Source organism: Lacinutrix undariae (assembly GCF_052934785.1).
Genome location: NZ_CM128809.1, coordinates 1,617,693 through 1,640,446, shown reverse-complemented (window position 1 = coordinate 1,640,446; position 22,754 = coordinate 1,617,693). Strand labels below are relative to the sequence as shown.

At 31.2% G+C, this 22,754-nt stretch carries 18 protein-coding genes; 5 read left to right on the top strand and 13 right to left on the bottom strand.

The genetic code is table 11. The features are described 5' to 3' along the window. Positions 1–431 precede the first annotated feature (431 nt). Both ACU4C5_RS07265 and ACU4C5_RS07260 read left to right on the top strand, forming a co-directional pair. On the top strand, positions 432–866 hold the full coding sequence (locus ACU4C5_RS07265) for a carboxypeptidase-like regulatory domain-containing protein (RefSeq protein WP_446846402.1): 435 nt from the start codon (positions 432–434) through the stop codon (positions 864–866). A gap of 13 nt (positions 867–879) precedes the next feature. After that, positions 880–1,914 carry a transglutaminase domain-containing protein gene (locus ACU4C5_RS07260; RefSeq protein ID WP_446846401.1) on the top strand — a complete coding sequence of 345 codons (1,035 nt, stop codon included), beginning with the start codon at positions 880–882 and terminating at the stop codon, positions 1,912–1,914. A gap of 63 nt (positions 1,915–1,977) precedes the next feature. Here the strand turns inward: ACU4C5_RS07260 and ACU4C5_RS07255 are convergent, their stop codons facing one another. The 4 genes from ACU4C5_RS07255 to ACU4C5_RS07240 are packed head-to-tail and all read right to left on the bottom strand — an operon-like array spanning position 1,978 to position 5,886. Next, complete coding sequence (locus ACU4C5_RS07255) at positions 1,978–2,853, bottom strand: pseudouridine synthase (protein ID WP_446846400.1); 876 nt, start codon at positions 2,851–2,853, stop codon at positions 1,978–1,980. A 40-nt stretch (positions 2,854–2,893) separates the two neighbouring features. Then, positions 2,894–3,808 (bottom strand): geranylgeranylglycerol-phosphate geranylgeranyltransferase, encoded by a 915-nt coding sequence (locus tag ACU4C5_RS07250; RefSeq protein ID WP_446846399.1) that lies wholly within the window; start codon positions 3,806–3,808, stop codon positions 2,894–2,896. Positions 3,809–3,820: 12 nt separating this feature from the next. Then, positions 3,821–4,750, bottom strand: coding sequence for a mevalonate kinase family protein (locus ACU4C5_RS07245; RefSeq protein ID WP_446846398.1), 930 nt, complete (start codon positions 4,748–4,750; stop codon positions 3,821–3,823). A gap of 35 nt (positions 4,751–4,785) precedes the next feature. After that, positions 4,786–5,886 (bottom strand): diphosphomevalonate decarboxylase, encoded by a 1,101-nt coding sequence (locus tag ACU4C5_RS07240; RefSeq protein WP_446846397.1) that lies wholly within the window; start codon positions 5,884–5,886, stop codon positions 4,786–4,788. A 293-nt stretch (positions 5,887–6,179) separates the two neighbouring features. On the opposite strand from ACU4C5_RS07240, the gene ACU4C5_RS07235 reads away from it, so the two are divergent. After that, positions 6,180–8,276 carry a hybrid sensor histidine kinase/response regulator gene (locus ACU4C5_RS07235; protein ID WP_446846396.1) on the top strand — a complete coding sequence of 699 codons (2,097 nt, stop codon included), beginning with the start codon at positions 6,180–6,182 and terminating at the stop codon, positions 8,274–8,276. On the opposite strand, the gene ACU4C5_RS07230 is transcribed toward ACU4C5_RS07235, so the two are convergent. The 4 genes from ACU4C5_RS07230 to ACU4C5_RS07215 are packed head-to-tail and all read right to left on the bottom strand — an operon-like array spanning position 8,253 to position 11,546. Further along, entirely contained in the window at positions 8,253–8,780 is a 528-nt protein-coding gene (locus tag ACU4C5_RS07230) for a DUF1697 domain-containing protein (RefSeq protein ID WP_446846395.1), read from the bottom strand. The genes ACU4C5_RS07235 and ACU4C5_RS07230 overlap by 24 nt on opposite strands. Further along, positions 8,780–9,994: a BaiN/RdsA family NAD(P)/FAD-dependent oxidoreductase gene (locus ACU4C5_RS07225; RefSeq protein ID WP_446846394.1), complete on the bottom strand. Its 1,215-nt coding sequence runs from the start codon at positions 9,992–9,994 to the stop codon at positions 8,780–8,782. Before ACU4C5_RS07225 ends, ACU4C5_RS07230 begins: the two co-directional genes overlap by 1 nt. Then, positions 9,991–10,680 (bottom strand): glycerophosphodiester phosphodiesterase, encoded by a 690-nt coding sequence (locus tag ACU4C5_RS07220; protein WP_446846393.1) that lies wholly within the window; start codon positions 10,678–10,680, stop codon positions 9,991–9,993. Before ACU4C5_RS07220 ends, ACU4C5_RS07225 begins: the two co-directional genes overlap by 4 nt. Before the next feature lie 2 nt (positions 10,681–10,682). Next, a complete protein-coding gene (locus tag ACU4C5_RS07215) occupies positions 10,683–11,546 on the bottom strand; it encodes an acyl-CoA thioesterase (RefSeq protein ID WP_446846392.1) in 864 nt (287 codons plus the stop codon). 134 nt (positions 11,547–11,680) lie between these two features. Between ACU4C5_RS07215 and ACU4C5_RS07210 the strand changes: the two genes are divergently transcribed. Then, positions 11,681–12,490, top strand: a complete 810-nt coding sequence (locus tag ACU4C5_RS07210) for a hypothetical protein (protein ID WP_446846391.1) — start codon at positions 11,681–11,683, stop codon at positions 12,488–12,490. On the opposite strand, the gene ACU4C5_RS07205 is transcribed toward ACU4C5_RS07210, so the two are convergent. The 4 genes from ACU4C5_RS07205 to msrB form a co-directional block, all read right to left on the bottom strand. Further along, on the bottom strand, positions 12,487–16,161 hold the full coding sequence (locus ACU4C5_RS07205; protein WP_446846390.1) for a metallophosphoesterase: 3,675 nt from the start codon (positions 16,159–16,161) through the stop codon (positions 12,487–12,489). The two genes, ACU4C5_RS07210 and ACU4C5_RS07205, sit on opposite strands and share 4 nt — an antisense overlap. 70 nt (positions 16,162–16,231) lie before the next feature. After that, positions 16,232–17,794 carry a protein adenylyltransferase SelO gene (locus ACU4C5_RS07200; RefSeq protein ID WP_446846389.1) on the bottom strand — a complete coding sequence of 521 codons (1,563 nt, stop codon included), beginning with the start codon at positions 17,792–17,794 and terminating at the stop codon, positions 16,232–16,234. Positions 17,795–17,839: 45 nt separating this feature from the next. Continuing rightward, positions 17,840–18,376, bottom strand: coding sequence for a peptide-methionine (S)-S-oxide reductase MsrA (gene msrA, locus ACU4C5_RS07195; protein WP_446846388.1), 537 nt, complete (start codon positions 18,374–18,376; stop codon positions 17,840–17,842). A 12-nt stretch (positions 18,377–18,388) separates the two neighbouring features. Next, positions 18,389–18,841, bottom strand: a complete 453-nt coding sequence (gene msrB / locus ACU4C5_RS07190; RefSeq protein ID WP_446846387.1) for a peptide-methionine (R)-S-oxide reductase MsrB — start codon at positions 18,839–18,841, stop codon at positions 18,389–18,391. 215 nt (positions 18,842–19,056) lie between these two features. On the opposite strand from msrB, the gene ACU4C5_RS07185 reads away from it, so the two are divergent. After that, positions 19,057–20,328, top strand: coding sequence for a Pycsar system effector family protein (locus tag ACU4C5_RS07185; protein WP_446846386.1), 1,272 nt, complete (start codon positions 19,057–19,059; stop codon positions 20,326–20,328). Here ACU4C5_RS07185 and ACU4C5_RS07180 read toward each other — a convergent pair. Further along, positions 20,325–22,700 (bottom strand): GAF domain-containing protein, encoded by a 2,376-nt coding sequence (locus tag ACU4C5_RS07180; RefSeq protein WP_446846385.1) that lies wholly within the window; start codon positions 22,698–22,700, stop codon positions 20,325–20,327. The two genes, ACU4C5_RS07185 and ACU4C5_RS07180, sit on opposite strands and share 4 nt — an antisense overlap. Between the last annotated feature and the right edge of the window lie 54 nt (positions 22,701–22,754).

The window sequence follows — 22,754 nt, the reverse complement described above, 5'->3', positions numbered from 1 at the left end:
TTTTAAAATCGTGAATTATACGGTAATTCGTTATTAAATTAATAACAAGAAAAGAATATCATACCTGCAGTTGAGGATGAGTTGTAGGGATAAAGCCATACAAATGTTGGCTAGATCTTATGTAGTAAGCGGAAGTTAGCTCTAAAATTCGGTTACTTAATCTATAAGCTGCTCTTGAATATGACTTCCTAATCCTCAAGTGCCCGAACATATAAACAGATTTCAATTGTTCAGCTAAAAAAGTGAGCAACAAATGTAATTTATTTTTTGACACGCAAAACTTTTTTGTGATTTTTTGAAAAAATATTTTTAAATCAACCACTTCACTCATCCAAAAGTAGCGTTCACTAACTCAAGTAAACCCTTTACTAGACTAGTATTGTAAGGGATACATAATGATAGTAAGTTTGATAGAAATAAAACTATAAATTATGAAAACACAAATCAAAACACCTCAAAAAAAGACATTAAACACCTTAAATTTTATTGGATTAATGGTCATTTTCCTACTTGGAAGTCCAATTATTAATGCACAAACTGAAAAAAATGTTTTAATTAAACAAGACGCAAATACCTTAACTGTGAAAGGGGTAATTAGCGATGAAACTGGAATATTACCAGGTGCAAATATCATATTACAAGGTACAAATATTGGAACTGCTTCAGATAAAAATGGCGCATACGTATTTCCACGTGCTTTAAAAGCAGGTGATATTTTACTAGTGAGTTATTTAGGTTACACTACGCAACAACTAAAAGTAAAAAATAACACTACAATTATGAATGTTTTTTTAGCTATTGATGCCCTCGATATGATTGGAGATTTAGCAACCGAAACAGTTTACAAATCTAAGCGTAGCGAATAAAATTTAACCTTGTATGAAATATTTAATACTTATCAATATCTTTATTTTTACTATATGTAGTAATGCACAATCTTCTGATTTTAAATCGATAAAATTTAAAACAGCAGATAGTATTGCTATGTTTTATAAAGGTGAAGATCTTGATAATTTACCACAACTCGCTTATAAATTGACAGCAAATTTAACTACAGATGTTGAACGTTTTAGAGCAATTTACATGTGGGTTTGTACAAATATTTCAAATGATTACAAATCGTTTTTAAAAAACAAACATAACCGAATTAAATATCAGAACGACAGTTTAAAACTACATACTTGGAATACTAATTTTAGTAAAACTCTTTTTAAAACCCTACAAAAAAGAAAGCGAACCGTTTGTACTGGTTACGCCTATTTAATACGAGAATTAGCCAATTTAGCACGTATAGAGTGTGAAATTGTACAAGGTTATAGTAAGACAAGTATTACAGATATTAAAGCCTTAAATAGCCCTAATCATTCTTGGAATGCTGTAAAACTTAATAAAAAATGGTATTTATGTGATGCCACTTGGGCTAGCGGTAATTCAAATCCTAAAACAAATGAATTTGAATTTCAATATAATGATGGGTATTTTTTAACCGCAGCAAATCTTTTTGCTTTAAATCATTTCCCTACAGATACAAAATGGTTATTAATAGCAAATAACAAACTTACTTTTCAAGAATTTATAAATACTCCAATTGTATACAGTGGCACATTTACTGAGCTAAAATCTTATGATTCACCTAAAAAATTTCATCAAGAAATTTTAATATATCAACCTATAAAATTTAGTTATCAGTTAAAAAAAAGCATATTAACTCATGGTGTTTATCTAGTTATTGATAATGGAGATTACTCTAAAAAAACAGAACCTTCAACACTTAAACAAGAACAAAACAAACTAGAATTCTCTTACCAATTTACCAAAATAGGTTTTTATGATGTGCATGTATTTATTAAAAACAAATTGATAGCTACACACACTTTTAATGTTAGCAATAGAGTAGCAGCTCTTAATTATTAGGCATAAAAAAATCCAATTGCGTAAACACGTCAATTGGATTTTTTATAAAAAGCTTTAAAGTTATTACAACATTTTAAGCGTATTAATTTCTTGGATTGTTAGGTGTTTCCAGTGACCTCTTGGAATATCTTTTTTAGTTAAATGTCCAATAGCAACACAGTCAATTTTAACAAGCTCATATTTTAAATGATCAAAAATTGAACGAATAATAGTATTACCAGTATTCTTTATTTTTAATCCAATATAGTTTTTACTTTCGCCTTCGATATAGCTGATTTCTTCAACATTTATCATTTTACCTTCAATTTTTATTCCATTTTGAATCGTTTTTAAGTCATCAAACTTAAGACTCTTATCTAATTCAACTTGAAATAACCTTGACACACCGTTTTTAGAATTGGTGAATTTCTTAGCAATAGATTCATCATTAGTAAACAATAATAACCCCATTGAGTTTCTTCCTAAACGACCTATTGGTTTAATTCTTGAAGTTGTTGAGTTAGCTACTAAATCCATTACCGTACGGCCTTTACCTTCACTAGTAGTGGTTGCAAAACCTTTTGGCTTGTTTAATAAAACGTAAGCTAATTTTTCTGGATTTACACGTGCACCATCAAAACGAACTTCGTCTTCAAGTTTTACACGGTATCCCATTTCTGTAATTATTTTTCCGTTTACACTCACTAAACCTACAGCAATATGCTCATCAGCTTCTCTACGTGAACACACACCAGAATTAGCGACATATTTATTTAAACGCATTTCTCCGGCAACGGCTACTCTTTTTACAGGAGCTTTCTTTACTGGTGCATCACTATCGCGTTTTACTGTTTTTTTATTAACAGGAGCATTTCCTCTTGCATTACTTTTTTTGGCATTTGTATTTCCACCACGTCCAGACGTCTTTCCTTTTTTGTTGCCTCCTTGTTGTCTCGTCATTACTTAATATTTTTTGCAAAGATAGTTGATAATTCGTTGCTTAGCTAATTAATACAATTTTATTAAGCACTAAAGAAATATCAATAAGAGGAATGCTCAATACACCCATTAAAATTATGAATTTCAATATATTATGCAGAATTAAATACTGTGATTTACTATTAGATTTCCATAGTAAAAATTGAAAAATAGCAAGAAATAAAATAGTTAAATAGAAAAAATACGCCATATTACCAACCTGAAACTTACAAATTAATAAAAATTGCGGAATTAAGGTTAAAAGCCCCAAAACAGTAAGCATAACCTTTGATGCGCTTTCTCCGTAAACAATAGGAATTGTATGATAATCATTAGCCAAATCACCTTTTATATTCTCTAAATCTTTAGTGAGTTCGCGCATAGAAATTATTAAAAATAAAAACATCGCGTGTACAAAAACTACATATTCGAAATTTTTGTAATGAATAAAAATTATAAAAAAGGGGGTGATTGTTAATATTGCTGAAGTAAAATTACCTATAAATGGTAGTTTTTTAAGCTTATGAGAATAAAACCAAATTGAAAAAATATAGATTGAAAAGAAAACTACAGCTTTAAAAGATACAGCACTAGCCAGAATAACTGCTGCAAAATTAAGCACAAAATAGAGTGACAATTTGGTATTTTGACTCACCAAACGATCTAACATTGATTTTTGTGGGCGATTAATTAAATCTTTTTCCGAATCATAAAAATTATTTATAATATATCCAGCAGCAATAGTTGCAGATGATGCCATAACAAGCAACAACAGATTAAGATCTGTGATAACTTTATTTACAGGAATATCATATGCTAAAATATATATTGAAGCTAAATATTGAGCCACAACTATAATAAGAATATTGTAACCGCGTACTACAGAAAACATACTAAAAAACTTTAGCAGAATGTGTTTTTGCTTACGGGTAAACATAACTTTTATGTTTTAGAAATTGTAAACAACTTCCAATTTATGAGCAGAAAGTGATTGTTGTGCTTTCTCAAAATCTTCAGTAAACCCTAAAATATAACCTCCACCACCAGAACCACAAAGTTTTAGGTAATATTCGTTAGTATCTAGTCCTTTTTTCCAAAGTTCATGAAATTGTGCAGGAATCATTGGTTTAAAGTGACTCAACACAACTTTTGATAATTGTTTTGTGTTTGTGAATAACGATTTTATATCTCCTTTTAAGAAATCGTCAACACAAGCATCGGTATGTTTTATAAATTGATTTTTAAGCATACTACGAAACCCTTCTTGTTTCATATTTTCCATAAAAATACTCACCATTGGAGCAGTTTCTCCTACAATGCCACTATCTAATAAAAATACAGCACCTTTTCCATCTGTTTTTTGAGAAGGAATACCAGCTGCTTCAATATTATCTTTTGAATTGATAAGAATTGGAATACTTAAATAACTGTTTAATGGATCTAATCCTGAAGATTTTCCGTGGAAAAAAGATTCCATTTCAGAAAAAACAACTTTTAATTGTAATAATTTTTCACGCGTTAAGTTTTCTAAAACGGTGATTTTATCTTGTGCATATTTATCGTAAATAGCAGCTACTAAAGCACCACTACTTCCAACCCCATAACCTTGAGGAATAGACGAATCAAAGTACATACCTTCGGCAACATCTTGCTTTAAGGTTGCAATATCAAAGGTTACTAACTCTGGGTTAATATTTTCTAGATAAGCGACATAACGTTGTAAACTCTCATTAGAATTTACAGCCGTTTCCGTATCTATATCTATCTTTTTTAAAGCGCCATTATAAAAGTTATAAGGAATTGATAATCCCTTAGAGTCTTTTATGATTCCGTATTCTCCAAAGAGTAAAATTTTCGAGTAAAATAAAGGTCCTTTCATATGCTTTTTGGGCGTTTGCGTATCAAATATACGATTTATTCTTGTATTTGGTTCGCACCAAACCCAATTTGGTCGCAAATATATTGTTCGTTTTGGCAATATGCAACTAACTCGTTCTTAATAAATTCAAGAATTTTAGGTGCTTCGTCTTCGGGATATAAAACATGAACATTAGCTCCGGCATCTAAAGTAAAACTAATATGTAATCCTGTTTCTTGTCTGAATTCCCATATTTTATTAATGATTTGCAACGTATTAGGTTTCATTAAAATAAAATAAGGCATGCTCGTCATCATCATAGCATGTAAAGTTAACGCTTCACTTTCAATAAGCGCGATAAACCCGTTAAGATCACCTGATGCTAATATTGGCTTTAACTTTTTAAGGTTATCATGAGCTTGTTGAAAACGATTTTGCGCATAAGGATGTCCGTGCATTAAGTTATGCCCAACGGTACTACTTACTTGTTTTTCGCCTTTATCAACTAATAAAATAGTGTCTTGATAATTTTTAAAAACAGCGTGAACTTCATAAGGGTATTTTACTCCAAATAAATCACTACTTCCTTCAACAGTCTCATTTTCTCCCCAAACAATGAGGTCGCCTTCAATACTTCGGCAAGCACTTCCTGACCCTAAACGTGCTAAAAATGAGGTTTTTTGGTTAAAAAATGTTTGGTTAGTAAGTAATATATCATCTGTTGCTACCAGCATTTTTTCAATACTCATTAAACATAATGCTAAAGCACTTAATCCGCTAGCTGAAGAGGCAATACCTGAACTATGTGGAAATGTATTTGACGTTTCAACCTTAAAATGATACAATTTTAAAAACGGTAAATATTTTTCAATACGTTTAAAAAAGGTTTCTATTTTGGGTTTAAATTCGTTTTTTTCTTCACCATCTAAAAACACATCTAAGCTAAATTTTGAAGTCTCGATTTTTTCCGTAAAGGTCAATTTTGTATGTGTTTTACAATTATTAAGCGTAAAACTTATAGAAGGATTTTCGGGAATTTGATATTCTTTTTTTCCCCAATATTTAACAAGTGCAATGTTACTTGGTGATTGCCAAGAAACGACTCCGTTATTAACGGTTATAGAATATGGTTTTGGAATAAATACTGTATCGTTCATACTATTTGTAGATCATCAATTGACAAAGATAACAACTTTACTATTTATTTTAATAATTGCACTAAAAACTTAACTACTCATGTTAAAATGAAATAATTATTCCTTTTTTTAAAAAAAATTGTAGTTTTACACGACCCATGTTTATCTAACATCACACCCTCTCTCTAATGCGCACTAAAAAAATAAAGTTAGTTTATACTCTATTAATCTTTTTCATAGTATTCACTGCTGCTTATAAAACATCTTTTAGCGCCCCTTTTTTAGTACAAAAAACAGCTAGACTAAGCAGTTTAATGGCTAATGACAGCGTATATAAAGCTACTGTTTTTATTAATCAAAACATTCAGAATGCATTAGAAAATAATGAAACCGAAATACTTGCCGATAATTATTACGCCTTAGGAAATGTATTTACAAAAATTGGAAGTCATACTATTGCTAATAACAACTACAACAATGCTTATAAGATTTATGAATCATTAGATGCGATAGAAAAAATAGATTTTGTACTAGCGCATTTAGCTGAATCTTACCTTTACAGCAAAAACTACACCGCTTTTGATAGTATTGCGCCTATTGCTTTAGCACACTCTAGATCAATAAACAGTGTTAATATTTTAGTTAATTTAGAATCCCTTGTTATAAAAAATTACTACGTTTTTGAGAGTGAAAAGGTTATTAAATATGCTGATGAAGCTTTAGCTATTCTTAATAATCCTGATTTTATCTATACAAACAATGAAGATAAACTTACAAAGGCACATTTAAAAACTCTTTTTAATTATTACAAAGGAATTTCGCTAACTAAAACTTCAAATAAAGCAGAAGGCTTTAAATTATTATTCGCTATTGATGACGGTTTATTATACAATAGATCCGAACAAAATCATAAACCTAAAAACAAACTTGCAACTTTAAACTATTACAAATATCTTTACTATACTACGGTTGAGAATAACTTAGATTTAGCTAACAAATTTTTATTAATTTCTGATTCTTACAAGTATTATGCTATTAGAGATCTTGAAATTAAGTCGGCTACAAATGGTGATTTAATTGCAAAAGTAATTAACACCGAAAAACAACTTAACCTCACTCATAAGCTTATAGAAAAGGATAAAAAAATCTATAAAAATTTCATCATTTCTACCATTATTTTTGGCTTATTATTTCTTGTTTTAGGAGGATTTTTATTTCACTATTACACTAATAGAATTAAAATTAAATTTATCAATTCTAAACTAAAAGCATCAAACAAAAAACTATTAGAAATAGATAAAGAACGCTTAGAGTTTTTCTCAATTTTGAGTCATGAGTTAAGAACCCCTATTTATGGTATTAGTGGTTTAGCAAATGTGATAAAGCAAGAACAGTCACAAGAAAAAAAGGAAGATTACCTCAATGCTTTATTATCATCAAGTAATTATATTTCGTTATTAATTGACAATGTACTTCAAGCTTCAAAATTAAAATTCGAAAAAAAGACCTTGCAATTAAAGTCTAATAAGCTTTCAGAGATTATAAAAAACACAACAAACACCATTAATATTTCGGCTATAAATAAAGGTTTGCAGCTTAAAACATCGGTTAATATTAAAGGGAGCGATTGTGTATTAATAGATAAAGTATTATTCAGTCAAATACTTATTAACCTAGCTTATAATGCCATTCGTTACACCAAAGAAGGTAATATTTCTATAAATGTAACAGAGAAAAAACGTACAGAAGAAGATCTTACTATACTTTTTGAAATTAAAGATACTGGAATTGGAATTAAAGAAGAGCACAGAGAATTAGTATTTAATGCTTTTGAAAACAAAACGTTTTTAAAGAATAATAGTAGCGGATCTGGTCTTGGCTTATACATTGTAAAAACACTCTTAAAAAGTCATGATTCTGATATCAATTTCACATCAAAATCGGGAGAAGGTACCAACTTCTTTTTTACGATAACATTCAAACTATCTGAAGGAATCGAAAAAAGTCATACATCTCTACTTTTAAAGAAAGAAGACAATTACAAAATACTAATTGTTGATGATAATAAAATCAACCTATTAGTGACTCAAAAGAATGTTGAAAAAATTAATAATTGCGTCTGTGAAACTACAAATAATGGTTTTGATGCCATTACAATTTTACAAAATAATCATTACGACCTTGTTTTAATGGATATAAATATGCCAGGAATTGATGGTTACAAAACCACTGAACTTATACGAGAGTTTAATAAAGAAATTCCAATTATTGCACTTACAGCATTAAACTCAAATGACACCAATGAAAAGATTTTTGTAAGCGGCATGAACCATATCATTACTAAACCTTATGATTTTAATGAATTTCAGGAAATAATATCTAGCTTATTAATGAAAAGTAGTGAGATATAGCATCGTTTTGTAATTTCTTGCTGTAGAATTTATTTTTAGCTTTTTCTCAAAAAAACGGTTATTAAATTTCGCTTTCCCATAAGCTACAGAGCTATAAAAATAAATACATTTTTCTCTAATTATTACAGTTTCATTAGGATGAGAAATTACCGAAAACTCTTTTACTAAATCTGCATTTGGAGTATTATAAAACAATATAAAATAGCTGTTTTGTTTCACCTCTTCATCAAAAGGACAATCATCTAAAACTGATTGCAACTCCTCAGTAGTAGTTATTAAAACAGGCACTTCAAAACCAAAATCACTTAAAATAATGTTATGAATATCCTGCTCTAATTTCTTAATATTTTTTTCTTCGGAAGTAAAAAACACATTCCCCGATTGTATATAGGTTGCTACATTTTTTAACCCAAAATCACTAAGTGCAGTTCGTAAATTGGCCATTTTAATCTTTTTATGACCACCAACATTTATACCTCGTAGTAAAGCGATGTAGTTTTTCATTATTTTGAAATAGCTTTGGCTGCAATAAAAGCACCAGTCCAAGCATTCTGAAAATTAAAACCTCCAGTAATGGCATCAACATTTAAAATTTCGCCAGCAAAATACAGGTTTGGTAATTTTTTACTTTCAAAAGTTTTAAAATTAATCTCTCGTAAGTTAATTCCTCCTGCAGTTACAAACTCTTCTTTAAATGTGCTTTTTCCATCTACATCAAAAACTGCCTCTGTACATTGTGATGCTAAGGCTTCTAATTGTTGTTTATTAAGATCTGCCCAACGGGTGTTTTCGTCTAGTTGTGCAGCTAAAACCAATTGATGCCACAAACGTTTTGGCAAATCAAATTGCGCTTGCTTAATCACTGTTTTCTTTGCAAAGTCAAGCTTAAAAGCCTTTAAAGACTCTAAACAGTTCTCAAAAGATTGTCGGATAAAATTCACTTCTATTTTAAATTTATAATCACGTTTTGCCAATTCAATAGCTCCAAAAGCCGAAAGTTTTAAAATTGCTGGTGCGCTCATTCCCCAGTGGGTAATTAACAACGGACCTTCACTCCATAAATCGGTATCAACTACTTTTATTTCGGTATTTAAAGCCACTACTCCTGGAATTTCTTTTATACGATCATCTTTTATATTGAAAGTAAAAAGCGACGGAACAGCAGGTGAAACCGTATGTCCAAATTCTTTAAGTAAACTCCAAACTTTGGCGTTACTTCCGGTAGCAATTAATAGTTTTTCGGTAGAGAACAGATCAGTTTGTGTTGAGACTTCAAAATTTGCATTTGGTACACCTGAAATAGATTTTACAGTCTGACTATACCATACATCAACCTTATGTTTTTTGGCTTCATTTAAAAAACAGTCAATAATAGTTTGCGAAGAATTAGACACCGGAAACATACGTCCGTCATCTTCAATTTTTAATTCTACACCACGCTTTTCAAACCACTCAATAGTATCTCCCGTCATAAATTGATGAAAAGGACCTAATAATTCTTTTTCACCACGCGGATAATTCAACACTAATTCTTGCGGAATAAATTCGGCATGTGTTACATTACAACGTCCGCCACCAGAAATTTTCACCTTTTGTAAACCTTCTTTACCACGTTCTAAAATGGCTACTTTAAGTTGAGGATTTTGTTCTGCAATGTTAATTGCTGCAAAAAAACCGGCAGCTCCACCACCTACTATTATTACGTTATATTGTGTCATATTTTGTCTGGGACATCCGAAATAATTCCGTTTACACCATAGCGTTTCATTCGTGCTATCGTTTCGGGATCATTTACCGTCCATGTATTTATTGCGTAACCTTCTTGTTGAGACAACTTTACGTTATCTTCGGTTAGTAATGCAAAATTAGGATGAATTATTTTAGATTCTATTGTTTTTGCAAATGTAATTGCATCGGCAACATTAGCTTTTGTTAAAACTGCCAATGGAATATTTTTATCAATTTGGTAAACTTTTTCTAATTCTTTCTGCTGAAAACTAGAGAGGATAAAATCTTTATAACTCCAATTATTTTCGGCAATTTCAAAAGCGATAACTTCACAGGTTTTTGCGGCTGTAAATTTTCCTTTTAATTCAATATTAAGAATACATTTTTTATTGATTACTCTTAAAACTTCGGTTAATGTTGGAATTTTATATCCACCAACAACTGTTAGCTCTTTTAATTGAGAAAGTGTAAATTTTGCGACTTCTCCCGAGCCATCGGTTATTCTATCTAAAGTAAAATCATGAAAAACCACCAACTCACCAGATGCACAAACATGCACGTCAATTTCTATAGCATCCACACCAAATTCTAGCGCCTTTTCAACAGATTGAATAGTGTTTTCTGTTACATAATTTTTAGCACCTCTGTGTCCTATTTTTAAAACTGAAGTTGCCATTTTTACTTTTTTATTGGTCGCATTAAGCCTTCTTGAGTTACTGATGCTACAAGTTTACCATCTCTTGTAAAAATATTACCACGTGCAAAACCTCTAGCGTTAGACATGTTTGGAGATTCAATAGCATATAATAACCAATCATCAAGATCAAAATCTCTAAAAAACCACATAGAGTGATCTAAACTTGCCGTTTGGGTATTTCCCCAATTAGCTTTACTTGCATGACGATTCATCGCTGCAGATAAAATATTATAGTCAGAAACATAGGTTAATATTTGCTGTTTTGCAGCTAAATCTAATCCGCTAGTATCGCCTTTCAACTTAAACCACATATTAGTAAATGGTGGTAAATCTTCTTTATTAAACGGGCTAACAACCTCAACAGGTTTAAATTCTATAGGTCGATCAATTTCAAGAAATGCTTTTGTAGCTGCCGGAAGTACGTCGCCAAATTTAGCCAATATATCCGTCCAACTTAATAACTCTTCGGGCAGTTTTACTGCATTCATTTCTATTTGATGATTATAACCTTCTTCTTTTTTATGAAATGAAGCCGATAAAATAAAAATGGTATTTCCATTCTGTTCGGCTGTAACACGTCTTACCGAAAAACTACCGCCATCTCTCACCAAACTCACATTATATGTAATAGGTAATTTTAAATTTCCTGCTTCCAAAAAATAAGCATGCATAGAGTGTAAAACACGATCGTTTGTAATGGTACGTTGTGCAGAATTTAATGCTTGCGCCAAAACCTGACCTCCAAACACTATAGGACTTCCAATAGTAACATTTTGTCCTTCAAATTGCGTTTCAGAAAGCGTATCTAAATGTAAATGAGATAATAAATCGGTTACTGTAATCATAGTCGTTTTATTTTATCATTCAAAACTATAAAATTACAAACGGTATAGCTACACATTTTATAAATAGTTTAAGATATAAAGTTTTAATTTTACAGCTTAAAGCGGTATACTTACTTTAACCAAAACTCTTACAGATGTCATTTCAAATTCATAGTTTTACACTTTTATTTTTAATATTTTTATCGTGTTCTACCGGAAAATTAAGCGTCATAGCAAACGCACCAAGTAGTTTAGAAGAAATTTCGGCAGCAGAAACAACTTCAAAATCTGCTTTAATTTGGGTAATTGAAGATGCCGGAAATAAAAATATTCTTTACGGTTTAGATACCTCCGGAACTATTAAAAAAGAACTTAAAATTACAAATGCCGAAAATAAAGATTGGGAAGATTTAACCTCTGATAGTTACGGAAACATTTACATTGGAGACATTGGAAACAATAAAGAAAACCGTAATACTTACACCATTTATAAAATTGCAAATCCAGAAAACAGTACTGAAACTACTACTGCAGAAATTATAGAGTTTAAGCTTCCAAAGAAAATGAAAGAGAAAGATTTTGAAGGTTTCTTTTTACACGACAACAACTTTTATTTGTTTAGTAAAGAGACTAAAAACTTTAAAGTATTCTCAGTACCAAATACTATAGGTTCACATAAAGCGACATTGGTTTCAGAATTTAATTTAGAAGGGAAAAACAACAAAATCACTTCTGCAGACATTAGTGATGATGGAAAAAAAATAGTGCTTTTAAACCATGAAAAACTTTGGCTACTAAGCAATTTTGAAGGTGACAACTTTTTTGAGGGTAAAATCACCCAAGTTCCTTTTAATCATGATACACAAAAGGAAGGTATTTGCTTTAAAAATGACACCACCGTTTTAATTACTGATGAGCAGCACAAAAACGATGGTGGTAATATTTATGAATTTAGTTTGAATTAAAACTTAAACCCTAACCCAAAAGCAAAACGAAGTCCGTCATTACTATTAAACAGTGAAAAGTCACCTGTAATAGTTTCGGCAGCCATCACTAAAAATCCACCTCCATAAGAGTTGTGCCATTTATTTGAAGGATCGTCTTTTAACCATACCCTACCGTAATCAAAACCTCCGTACATTCCTAAATTAACAGGAATTAACCCTGTTTTTTTCTTCTTAAACATGTAACGCACATCGGTAAGATTGTAGTAAGAATTTTTACCTGTAAAACGTTGATTTCTGTAACCTCTTAAGCCATCACTTGCACCAATTGATGCTGCTTGATAAAACTGAAAACCATCACCAATATTAAAATGGGCTTTAAATTTTGTTGCTAAAACCAATTTCCCTGAAGGCTCTAACCTGTAATTAAATGCAACACTAGGAATTATATATCCAAAATTATCAGCAGTATTAACATTGGTTTTATACCCAAAAGCTAAATCGGTTTCCACGCCTAATGTAGGGAATGCTTTGTTGTCTTTATTTTCAAAATGATGAGAAGCTTCCGCACCTATAAAACTGTCGCTATTTTCAATAAGTGTAGAGAGGTAATAGCTATTTATAAAACGTCCTGAAGTTTTTTCAACCTCAACAGATTCATAACTTACACCAAATTTCCACTCGCTACCTAAATCGCCTTTTAACACTAAACCGGGTGCAAATTTTAATCTACTTAATTTTACACGATTGTAATCTTTATCAAAAGCATCATCATTTTCTGCATTAGGATTTATAGTTTCGTTTCCGTAGCCAAAAAAGTTAACACTGTAATTAGGACTTGTAAATCGGGCGTCTAAAATAAGATTTAGATTCCCAACTACATTGGCAAATTCTCCGTTGTAACCAACATCAAATCCTCCTGTAGACGCATAATAAGATGCTGAAAATTCATGTTTTGAACGAAACGGATTTTCATTAAACCCATTTACGGTATAGGTATCTATAATTCCGAAGTTAACACCATCATCTGGATTAATTCCTAAAATTGGAAATACTTGATTACTGTTATATTTTAACTTCTTATAATTGTAAGTATTAATATCATAATCATCGGTTAAATGTATTTTACCAGCGTCGGTTTTAAACGTGTTTTTCTTCGACTTATAATCGTAAACATGCACTTTTTTACCGTTTTCAATAGTGTAAATATCATTATTTTGACCTCCAATTAATCGTAAAGTAATTAACTGATTGCCTTCACCAAAAACATGAATTTCATCATCGTCATCAAAAGCATAAATCCATAATTCTTTGGTATCTTTTTTAGAATATGTACGTTCATGAAATTTATCCTTTTTCTCGCCACCTTTAATACGATAAGCGGTCACTTTTGTTTTGCCATTAGGCAAACGTTCAATATCAAACCAATCATCTTTATCGGTTCCTTTTACTACGGTCGTTTTATTAACTACTTTAAAATAAGTATCAGAAATCTTTTGAAGATTAGAACGTCTTTCAATTAGTTTCGTTTTAATTTCGGTAATGGTTTCTTGGTTAAGTTCCTTCGGAAATTCATTAAAAGCAGCATCAATAACTTCATCTGTAAGTTGTGTTGTAATAATTTTTACCTGAGCATCCCAAACCGATTTATCCATCTGTCCCATTAAGGAAACATCTAACGGATAAGGTTCAAAATTAAACCATTTTACATCTTTTAAATCGCCATCATATCCTTTTAGCATACGCGCCACCGGAACAAGTTTTGTAGCAATATCAAATAACAAACCATCAGCCATATTTGAGAATACTTGATCACGATCTCTAGGAACCGGCTGGTATACGGTTTTTCCATCTTTTTTAGTTTCAGCCCAACGCCATTGATCATAATGACGATCCCAATCACCTAAAAGCATATCAAATAAACGCGCACGTACATAAGCCGCTTCGTTTATAATAACATCTTCATCCGATCTAATTTCAAGCAGCATATCATCTGTTCCAATTAATTCATTTGAATAAGCAAAACTCGCTTTATCACCGTGATCATCGCCAGTATGTGCTTCAATCATGTATAATTCGTCACCAAATGTATCATTGTATGGTTCAATAGTTTTTTGATGTGGCACATAATATAATTTAGGCGTGGTGTGCAATACATTAACAGCATCAGATAAAGTTGCCGTTACAAAAGGCGCATAAGGATACGAGCCTGTAAACACGTGAGCTACCAATTCTTGAGTTGCAGTATCGTTAAATTGCCCTTCTACATATTGGTCTTTAAACATGAAAAACTGAATGTAATTAAGTGCATTTTTTCTCAAACCTCGCATTACATATTCTTTTCCGTCAGCATCTTTTAATCGTAAAGAATTAGATTGTGTACCACCTCCTTTTCTTACCGGTGTTAATCCGCCCATAAGTGTATCTAACATTACGATTTTAGCTTTAATTTTTGCACTAAAATCTTCAGAATAACGTGCTCCCCAAAGCGTGTTATAAAACTTACTCTTGTTAGTTTCTTCTGAAGTATAAATTGATGTTGAAGTATAATTTGGAAATGATACTTGGTAATTTTTTTCCTCTTGAATACGTTTTGGATAGACTTCACTTCTAAATAAGACTTCTTTATTTTTAGCTGCTATAAAAACAACTTCAGATGAACCATCTTCAAAAACATCTAATCTAGAAAAACCAGGTTCACTTGATGAAAATAATCCACCACCTTTATTTCTTGTTGCTGTAGATTTTGACCCCGAACCACTAACAATTTGGGCTAAATTATCTTGAACAATGTATTGTAAATTATGATCGTGACCAGACACAAAAATAACACGATCATTTTCTTGAGCGATAGTAATAATACGTTTTCTAAGTTCGTTGTAACGTTTGTGCTGTGTATCTTCTGGACTAATTCCTGTAGTGCGACGCAATACATTTTTTAAAGTTCCTAAAATAGGTAACGGACTTAAATGGCTTTTCGCCGAATATTGCCCGCCATGAGATCCGTTTGTAAACATTGGGTGATGCATGGCTACAATAGTAGTTTTCCCTCTAGCCTTTTTTATTCTACTTTCAAATTCAGATAAAAAAGCTGCACGTGTTTTAATATCACAATCGTCATTTATTGTAGGGTGATTGTCCCAATTAGCAATATACCATTTGGCATCTACTAAAATCAGTTCAATATCATCATTAATAGTTTCGTTTTCAATACCACAACCATGTTCTGGTAAAAAAGAATTTTTCCCTAAAGCATCATCTATATAATCTTCTTGCCTTTTTAAACCTTTTAAACCTCCAGAATACCAATCGTGATTTCCGGGTAAGAAAATAGTTTTTCCTTTAAAATCTTTAACCGCATCAATTTGCACATCTAATTGATGTTTTGCAAATGTATAATCCTCACTATCTTCTTTTGGTAATCCGCTTGGATAAATATTATCTCCTAAAAAGAAAGCTGTACTATTTTTATCAGCTTTAGTTACACTTTCTTCAAAAGCTTTTAAGGCATCTGTTTTTGTTCCGATAGGTGAATTTCCCGCATCTCCAATTAAGTAAAAAGAATGTGCAACCGGTTTAGTTGAAGCTTCTTTTTTAAACTCAGCATTTTTGTATTGCGTTTTAAATGTTGCACAACCAAAAACGGTAAGCAATAACACCATCACATATATATTTTTAAAGCGCTTTCTCATAACAATAATCTATTATTTTAAAATTCTACAGTTGTAAATACCTTCTAAAATTTACTATTCTATTTTAATTTTACGAACTACAAGACAATGCAGAACATCCTACTTTATAACGTGCCCATTCAGGACGTTTAGCAAACCATTTTTGATATTCTGGCTGCTCATCATAAGGTTTTTTAAGTATTTTAAACAGCTCATCAATTAATGTATAATCGCCTTTATCGGCAGCATCAATAGCTAATTGTGATATATAGTTTCGTAATACATACTTAGGATTTATGGTATTCATTTTCAGTTGTCTTTCGCTATCGGTAATAGATTCTTTTTGTAATCTTTCGGCATAACGATTAAACCAAATATTCCATTTATCTTCAATAGCTCCCGAAACTTCAGATGGCATATAAAAAGCCTCAAAAATCTGTTTTACACCTTCGGAAGGGTTTTCTTTTTCAAAATCAGATAAATTTCTAAAGAAAATAGTCATATCTGTTTCTGTAAGTAATAGTAAATCTTCTAAATCTTGAATCAATAATTCGTCTAATTTTTCTTCAGAATTAAGTCCTAATTTACCACGCATCATTTGTAGCGATTGCTTATCGAAGTCGGTTTTATAAGTTTCTAAAATATCTTCAATAGGTGCCGCATCTTCAATTAAGGGATATAAAGCATTGGCAAGTTGGTATAAATTCCATAAGCCAATATTTGGTTGATTTCCGTAACGGTATCGTTTATGTTGATTATCTGTAGTGTTTGGTGTCCATCCGTAATCAAAACCTTCCAACCAACCATAAGGTCCGTAATCTATGGTAAGCCCAAGGATAGACATATTATCTGTATTCATTACACCATGCACGAAACCTACACGTTGCCAATGTACAATCATAGTTAGGGTACGTTGCGCAACTTCAGCAAAAAACTGCAAATATGTTGCTTTTGAAGGTGTTCCTAAATGTGAAAAATGCTGTTTTATAGTATAATCGACTAATGTTTTTAATGTAGTGATATCTTGTCTAGCTGCAAAAATCTCATAATTTCCAAAGCGTAAAAAACTTGGAGCCAAACGCGTTACAACAGCTCCTTTTTCGTAATCTGGATGTCCGTCATACAAAATATCTCTAAGTACATTATCTCCCGTTAAAGAAAGGGATAATGCTCTAGTAGTTGGCACACCTAAATGAAACATGGCTTCACTACATAGGTATTCTCTTACCGAAGATCGTAAAACAGCTAATCCGTCGGCAGTACGAGAATATGGTGTTGGTCCTGCGCCTTTAAGTTGTACAGCCCAATGTGTGTTGTCATGATTAATTTCAAATAAATTTATCGCTCTTCCATCACCTAATTGTCCTGCCCAATTTCCAAATTGATGTCCTGCATAACACATAGCATATGGCCTAGTGTTTTCAAAAACTTTATTTCCGGTGAATACTTTTAAAAATTCATCGGTTTTAGAATCGGTTTCTGTGAGGCCTAAATTTTTAAGCATCTCTGGAGATACGTGAAGTAATTTAGGCTGTTTTGTAGTTTTTGGAGTGACATAAGAAAAACAAGCATTTTCTACTTGTCTCCTGCTATTTTCTAGATTAAAATCGGCAGGTAATTCTTGTGTGAATGTATTATTTATATTTAATTTCATTGACGTATAAGTTAGGGAATTAAAAACATCTAATGCATCTTTATACTACTTTAATTTATTAGCATGCATATGTCGTAATTTTGCCAATTTTGGAGAAATCACCACATTACAATATCCTGCATTGGGGTTGTTTTCAAAAAAATCTTGATGATCATTATCGGCAGCATGAAATTTTTCTGCAGCAGTGATTTGTGTTACAATAGGACTTTCAAAATAAGGAGAAACTGCATCAACCACGGTTTTTGCTATTTGTTTTTGACTATCATCATGATAAAAAATCACCGATCGATATTGCGTACCAACATCTGCACCTTGACGGTTTAATGTTGTAGGATCGTGACTTGTTAAAAAAATAATGAGTAATTCTTTATATGAAATTTCATTAGGATTAAAAGTCACTTGAACCACCTCTGCGTGTCCTGTTAACCCAGAACACACCTCTCTATAAGTAGGAATTCCGGGAACGGTGCCCCCCATATATCCTGTTTCGGTTTTCTTAACACCTTTTACTTGATTAAAAATGGCATTGAAGCACCAAAAACAGCCACCGCCAATGGTCATTATTTCTAAATTATCTTTCATAATAATTACAATCTAACGAGTTGTTGTTTCTAAAATCATAGATTCTGAATTTACGCAATAACGTAAACCACTTGGTTCTGGTCCGTCAGGAAAAACGTGTCCTAAATGGGCATCGCAAGTGTTACATAAAATCTCTACGCGCACCATACCAAAAGTTACATCTTTATGATATTTTACCGCTTCAACCTGTATGGGTTGTGTAAAACTTGGCCACCCAGAACCTGAACTAAATTTTATTGTAGAATCAAATAATGGCGAATTACAACATACGCAATTATACTTTCCTGTTTCAAAAGCGCTACATAAATCACCTGTTCCAGCCATTTCTGTTCCTTTTTTACGGGTAATTCTAAATTGTTCAGCAGTTAAAATCGCTTTCCACTCTAGCTCAGTTTTCTCAACACGAGCCGCTGGTTTTGGGTTTCCGTTTACACTGAATGCAATAATATCTTTCCAAGTTAACATGACTTATTGTTTTGATTGTTAATAAAATAATAGGTTTATGAGTAAATGATTTTAAAGGCACATTTCTACTCATTTTTAAATAACTTACACACGTTGAAGCGCATGTTTTGTCGAGTTTTTTCTTTAAAACTTACAAGAATACAAACCGTAAGAACTCGTTTATTACGGTAATTTTTTAGTAATTTGTACGTCTAACTTTTCATAGTTTCAAATTTATGACAAATATTGTAGAAAAAGCCGAAGCATTTGTTTTTGATTTATTAAAAAACGAACTCGCCCCAACCTTTCTTTATCACAATTTTACGCACACCAAACGTGTATTAAAAAGTGTAAGAGAAATTATTGCAGACAGCACTATTAGTGCAGCTGATACTGAAATTTTAGAGCTTGCTGTTTTATTTCATGATACAGGTTACATTAAAGTTAGAGACGGCCATGAAGAAGAAAGTGTTAAAATTGCAACTGCTTTTTTAAAGGATGAAAATATAAACAGTGACACAATTTTAGCGGTTTGCGAATGTATTTTAGCGACTAAATTCTGCGGAACACCAAGCTGTGACCTTGGAAAAATCATTAGAGATGCCGATGCGTCTCACTTTGGAAAAATATACTTTAAAGAAACTAGTGAATTTTTAAGAAAAGAGTTAGAGCTACAAGGTGTCGCTAATTATTCACCTAAAAAATGGCGAGAAGAAAACATAAAAGTACTTACCGAAAAACATTGTTTCTATACTGATTATGCCTTAAAAAACTGGCAATCACAAAAAGAAACAAATCTTGCGAAACTTATAAAAAAGAAGAAAAAAAGCAAAGAAAAACTAAGTACCGAGAAGTTAAAAGCAAAATACAAGGCGCAATATAAAAATGAAAGTCCGGAGCGAGGCATACAAACTTTTTATCGTGTGGCTTTAAAAAACCATATTAAATTGAGTGATATTGCCGATACAAAAGCCAATATTCTACTCTCTGTAAATGCAATTATTATTTCGTTAGTGCTTTCAAATTTAATGTCTAAATTAGATAGTCCATCTAATGCATACTTAATAATACCCACAGCTATTTTTACTGCATCTAGTGTGATTTCAATGATTTTATCAATCGTAGCAACAAGACCTAATATTACCAGCGGGGAGTTTACTAAAGAAGATGTTAAGAATAGAAAAGTGAATTTAACGTTTTTTGGAAATTTCCATAAAATGGGACTAGATGAATACCAATGGGCAATTAATGAACTGATACAAGATAAAGAATACCTGTATAGTTCATTAACTAAAGATTTATATTTCTTAGGAAAAGTATTAGATAGAAAGTACCGTATTTTACGTTACACCTATACCATATTTATGGTTGGAATGATTATTTCTGTATTTGCTTTTGCTATTTCTTTTAAAACGCAACAGCCTAAAAAAGTAATAGGTGATATTATAGGAGGTGTACATACTCCACCTTCTTTATCTCACTCAAATACAGCAACTTATTATTGTTAATTTTTAAGTGTTTCCATTAAATCATCATAACTGTAAAAATTTTCACCGCTAGTTGTGTGATACAAAATATTTGCTCTTATGGCTTTTAATCCAGTAACACCTTGCAAATCTTCTAATTCTACAATTTCAACATCTCCTAAAACAGATTTAGATTGTAAGAAATTAATATAACGCATATATTCCATTTCGTCTTCTTTTTGAGAAAACACAATAGCAATTTTACCTTTATCGGTAACACGTTGTTGTGTGCCTTTTATATACGCTTTATCTACTCGTTTTTTTACAACTTCGTAACGTGCATTGTAAGTACCATCAACATCAAACTGTTTTTCATCCATTCTAAATCTGATAGATAATGACTGATTAAATACTAAAATCATAGACGCTACATCTAACGATAAAGGGTATTCGTGTTGATTATTATAAAATGCGTTTTCCATTTCGCACATTACTTGTAATTGCCACAATCTTAAATTGTATAAATAAATAGGATTAAAACTATTTTCTTTAGTTATAGATTCGCCAATATACATATTGTGCTCTACACCATCTGTTTTAAAACGTTCAAAGAAATGCGGATACATTTTCTGTGCTTCTACCTGCTTTTTATCTAACATGTTAGACATGTTTTTATTGATAAGCGTAATGGTATCGTCATAATTTTTTCTGTAGAAATAAATTACACCTACTTTATCATCTATTTTACTAAAATAATTATCAATATCATCAGATAACTTAGGGATAGATTTCTTTATAAATTTAAATAGAGGCTCAATATCATCATGAAAAAATGCTGCTATTTGATGTTCGCTATCTACTTTAAAATCTTGCTCTACTTCTTTAACATAATGTTCTACTTGAAATTTTATTTGTTCAAAAATTGGAAGATTTTTATTGTCGGTAATTTCATCAAAAATCTTTTTAATTAAAGATAATTGTAGCGATAAATCTTTTTGGGTAGAGAGATTTCTTGCTTCAGAAGACCCTTTAACATCAATTTGCCCAAATAAAGGATAGACGTTTTCAAAGATGATTTTATTAAAAGATGTTTTCTTATCCTGAAGTATATTTTCGTTAATAAATATCTCTGCAGCTTCTTTGAAACGCCAATGTACACTAGAGTGAATTGAAGTACATTCTTGTTGAATAACCGCTTCAATTAAATTTTCATGTTCTTTTTTTGATCGTTCAACAGCAGTTGCTATGTACGGCATGATATCTACCAATTTACTAGCATTTATACTGTTTAAAACTTTTGGTGTTTCAGAAACTAATTCCAAAATACCTAATAAACCATCGCGACTATTAATTGGTGCAAAAATGGCACTTTTAATACCTTGTTCATGTAGTATTTTAACATGAGGTATTTCGCCTTTTGTTTTTTCAAACATCTTATCAACATCAGAAATCGAAAAATATTTATTTTCCTTTAATAGTCTGTTATAAGACCATTTACAAAGTGCATCTGAGCAACTTGCTATTTCTAAATTATGAAGCAAAAAACTATGCATACCTTCTCCGTGTACCCGGTGAAAAGTATCATTAGTTTTACTATAGGTTGAAAATCCAACTTTTAAATCTGGAATATTAAAAAACGAGTTAAATATCTTTTGAAGATTTTCAATAAAATTCTCGTCCTTTCTTTTGCCTTCAGCTATTAAATTAGATTTGATTGCCGAAATTGTTTGATCGTCTGTAACATCAAAAATATTTGAAATAGCAAAGCCTTTAAATAAGTAACTATTTGCTGGAAATTTAGTTTTCCATAACTCTATATTTTCAAAATTATCTAAAAGGTGATCTATATCCTCATTTGTAATTTCGGGAGCATCGTCTGCTTTTGTAACATCAATAAAATCGGCATTATATAAAATTTTATAATACCGCAGAACTCCTTTTTCATCAGGAATTTCATAAAAAAACGGACGCTTAACATTCAATTCGTAACCGTAATAAGAATTAAGAATAGTGATACATGTAATAATATAACGATCGTTTTCTGGAAGGTTTTTTATTTTAAGTTCAAAACCTTCACCTGCATTTTTAATGATATTTTTAAATCGCTTTGAAGCATTAAATACTACATTTTCAAAAGGTATTGAGGCTATTTTTATTTCATTTTTAGTCAATACAGGACTAAAAGCATCACGTAAAATGATATCAATTTCTTTTTTGTAGACTTCTAATATTGAGTAATCCGTAAAACCTTCTCTTAAAACAGGATGCTTATTTCCTGCTTCTAAAACATACTTTGCTTTAGCAACTAAAAACTCATCATCACTATCTAACAGCGCTTCATAATGTCTTAATATGGCATCAAAACTAATTTGAAGCGCAAATGGCAATGCGATATTATCATTAATGTCTTTCATACTGCAAAATTACAAATTATAACTTTAGTCGTTATTACAACTTTAAAATTACAT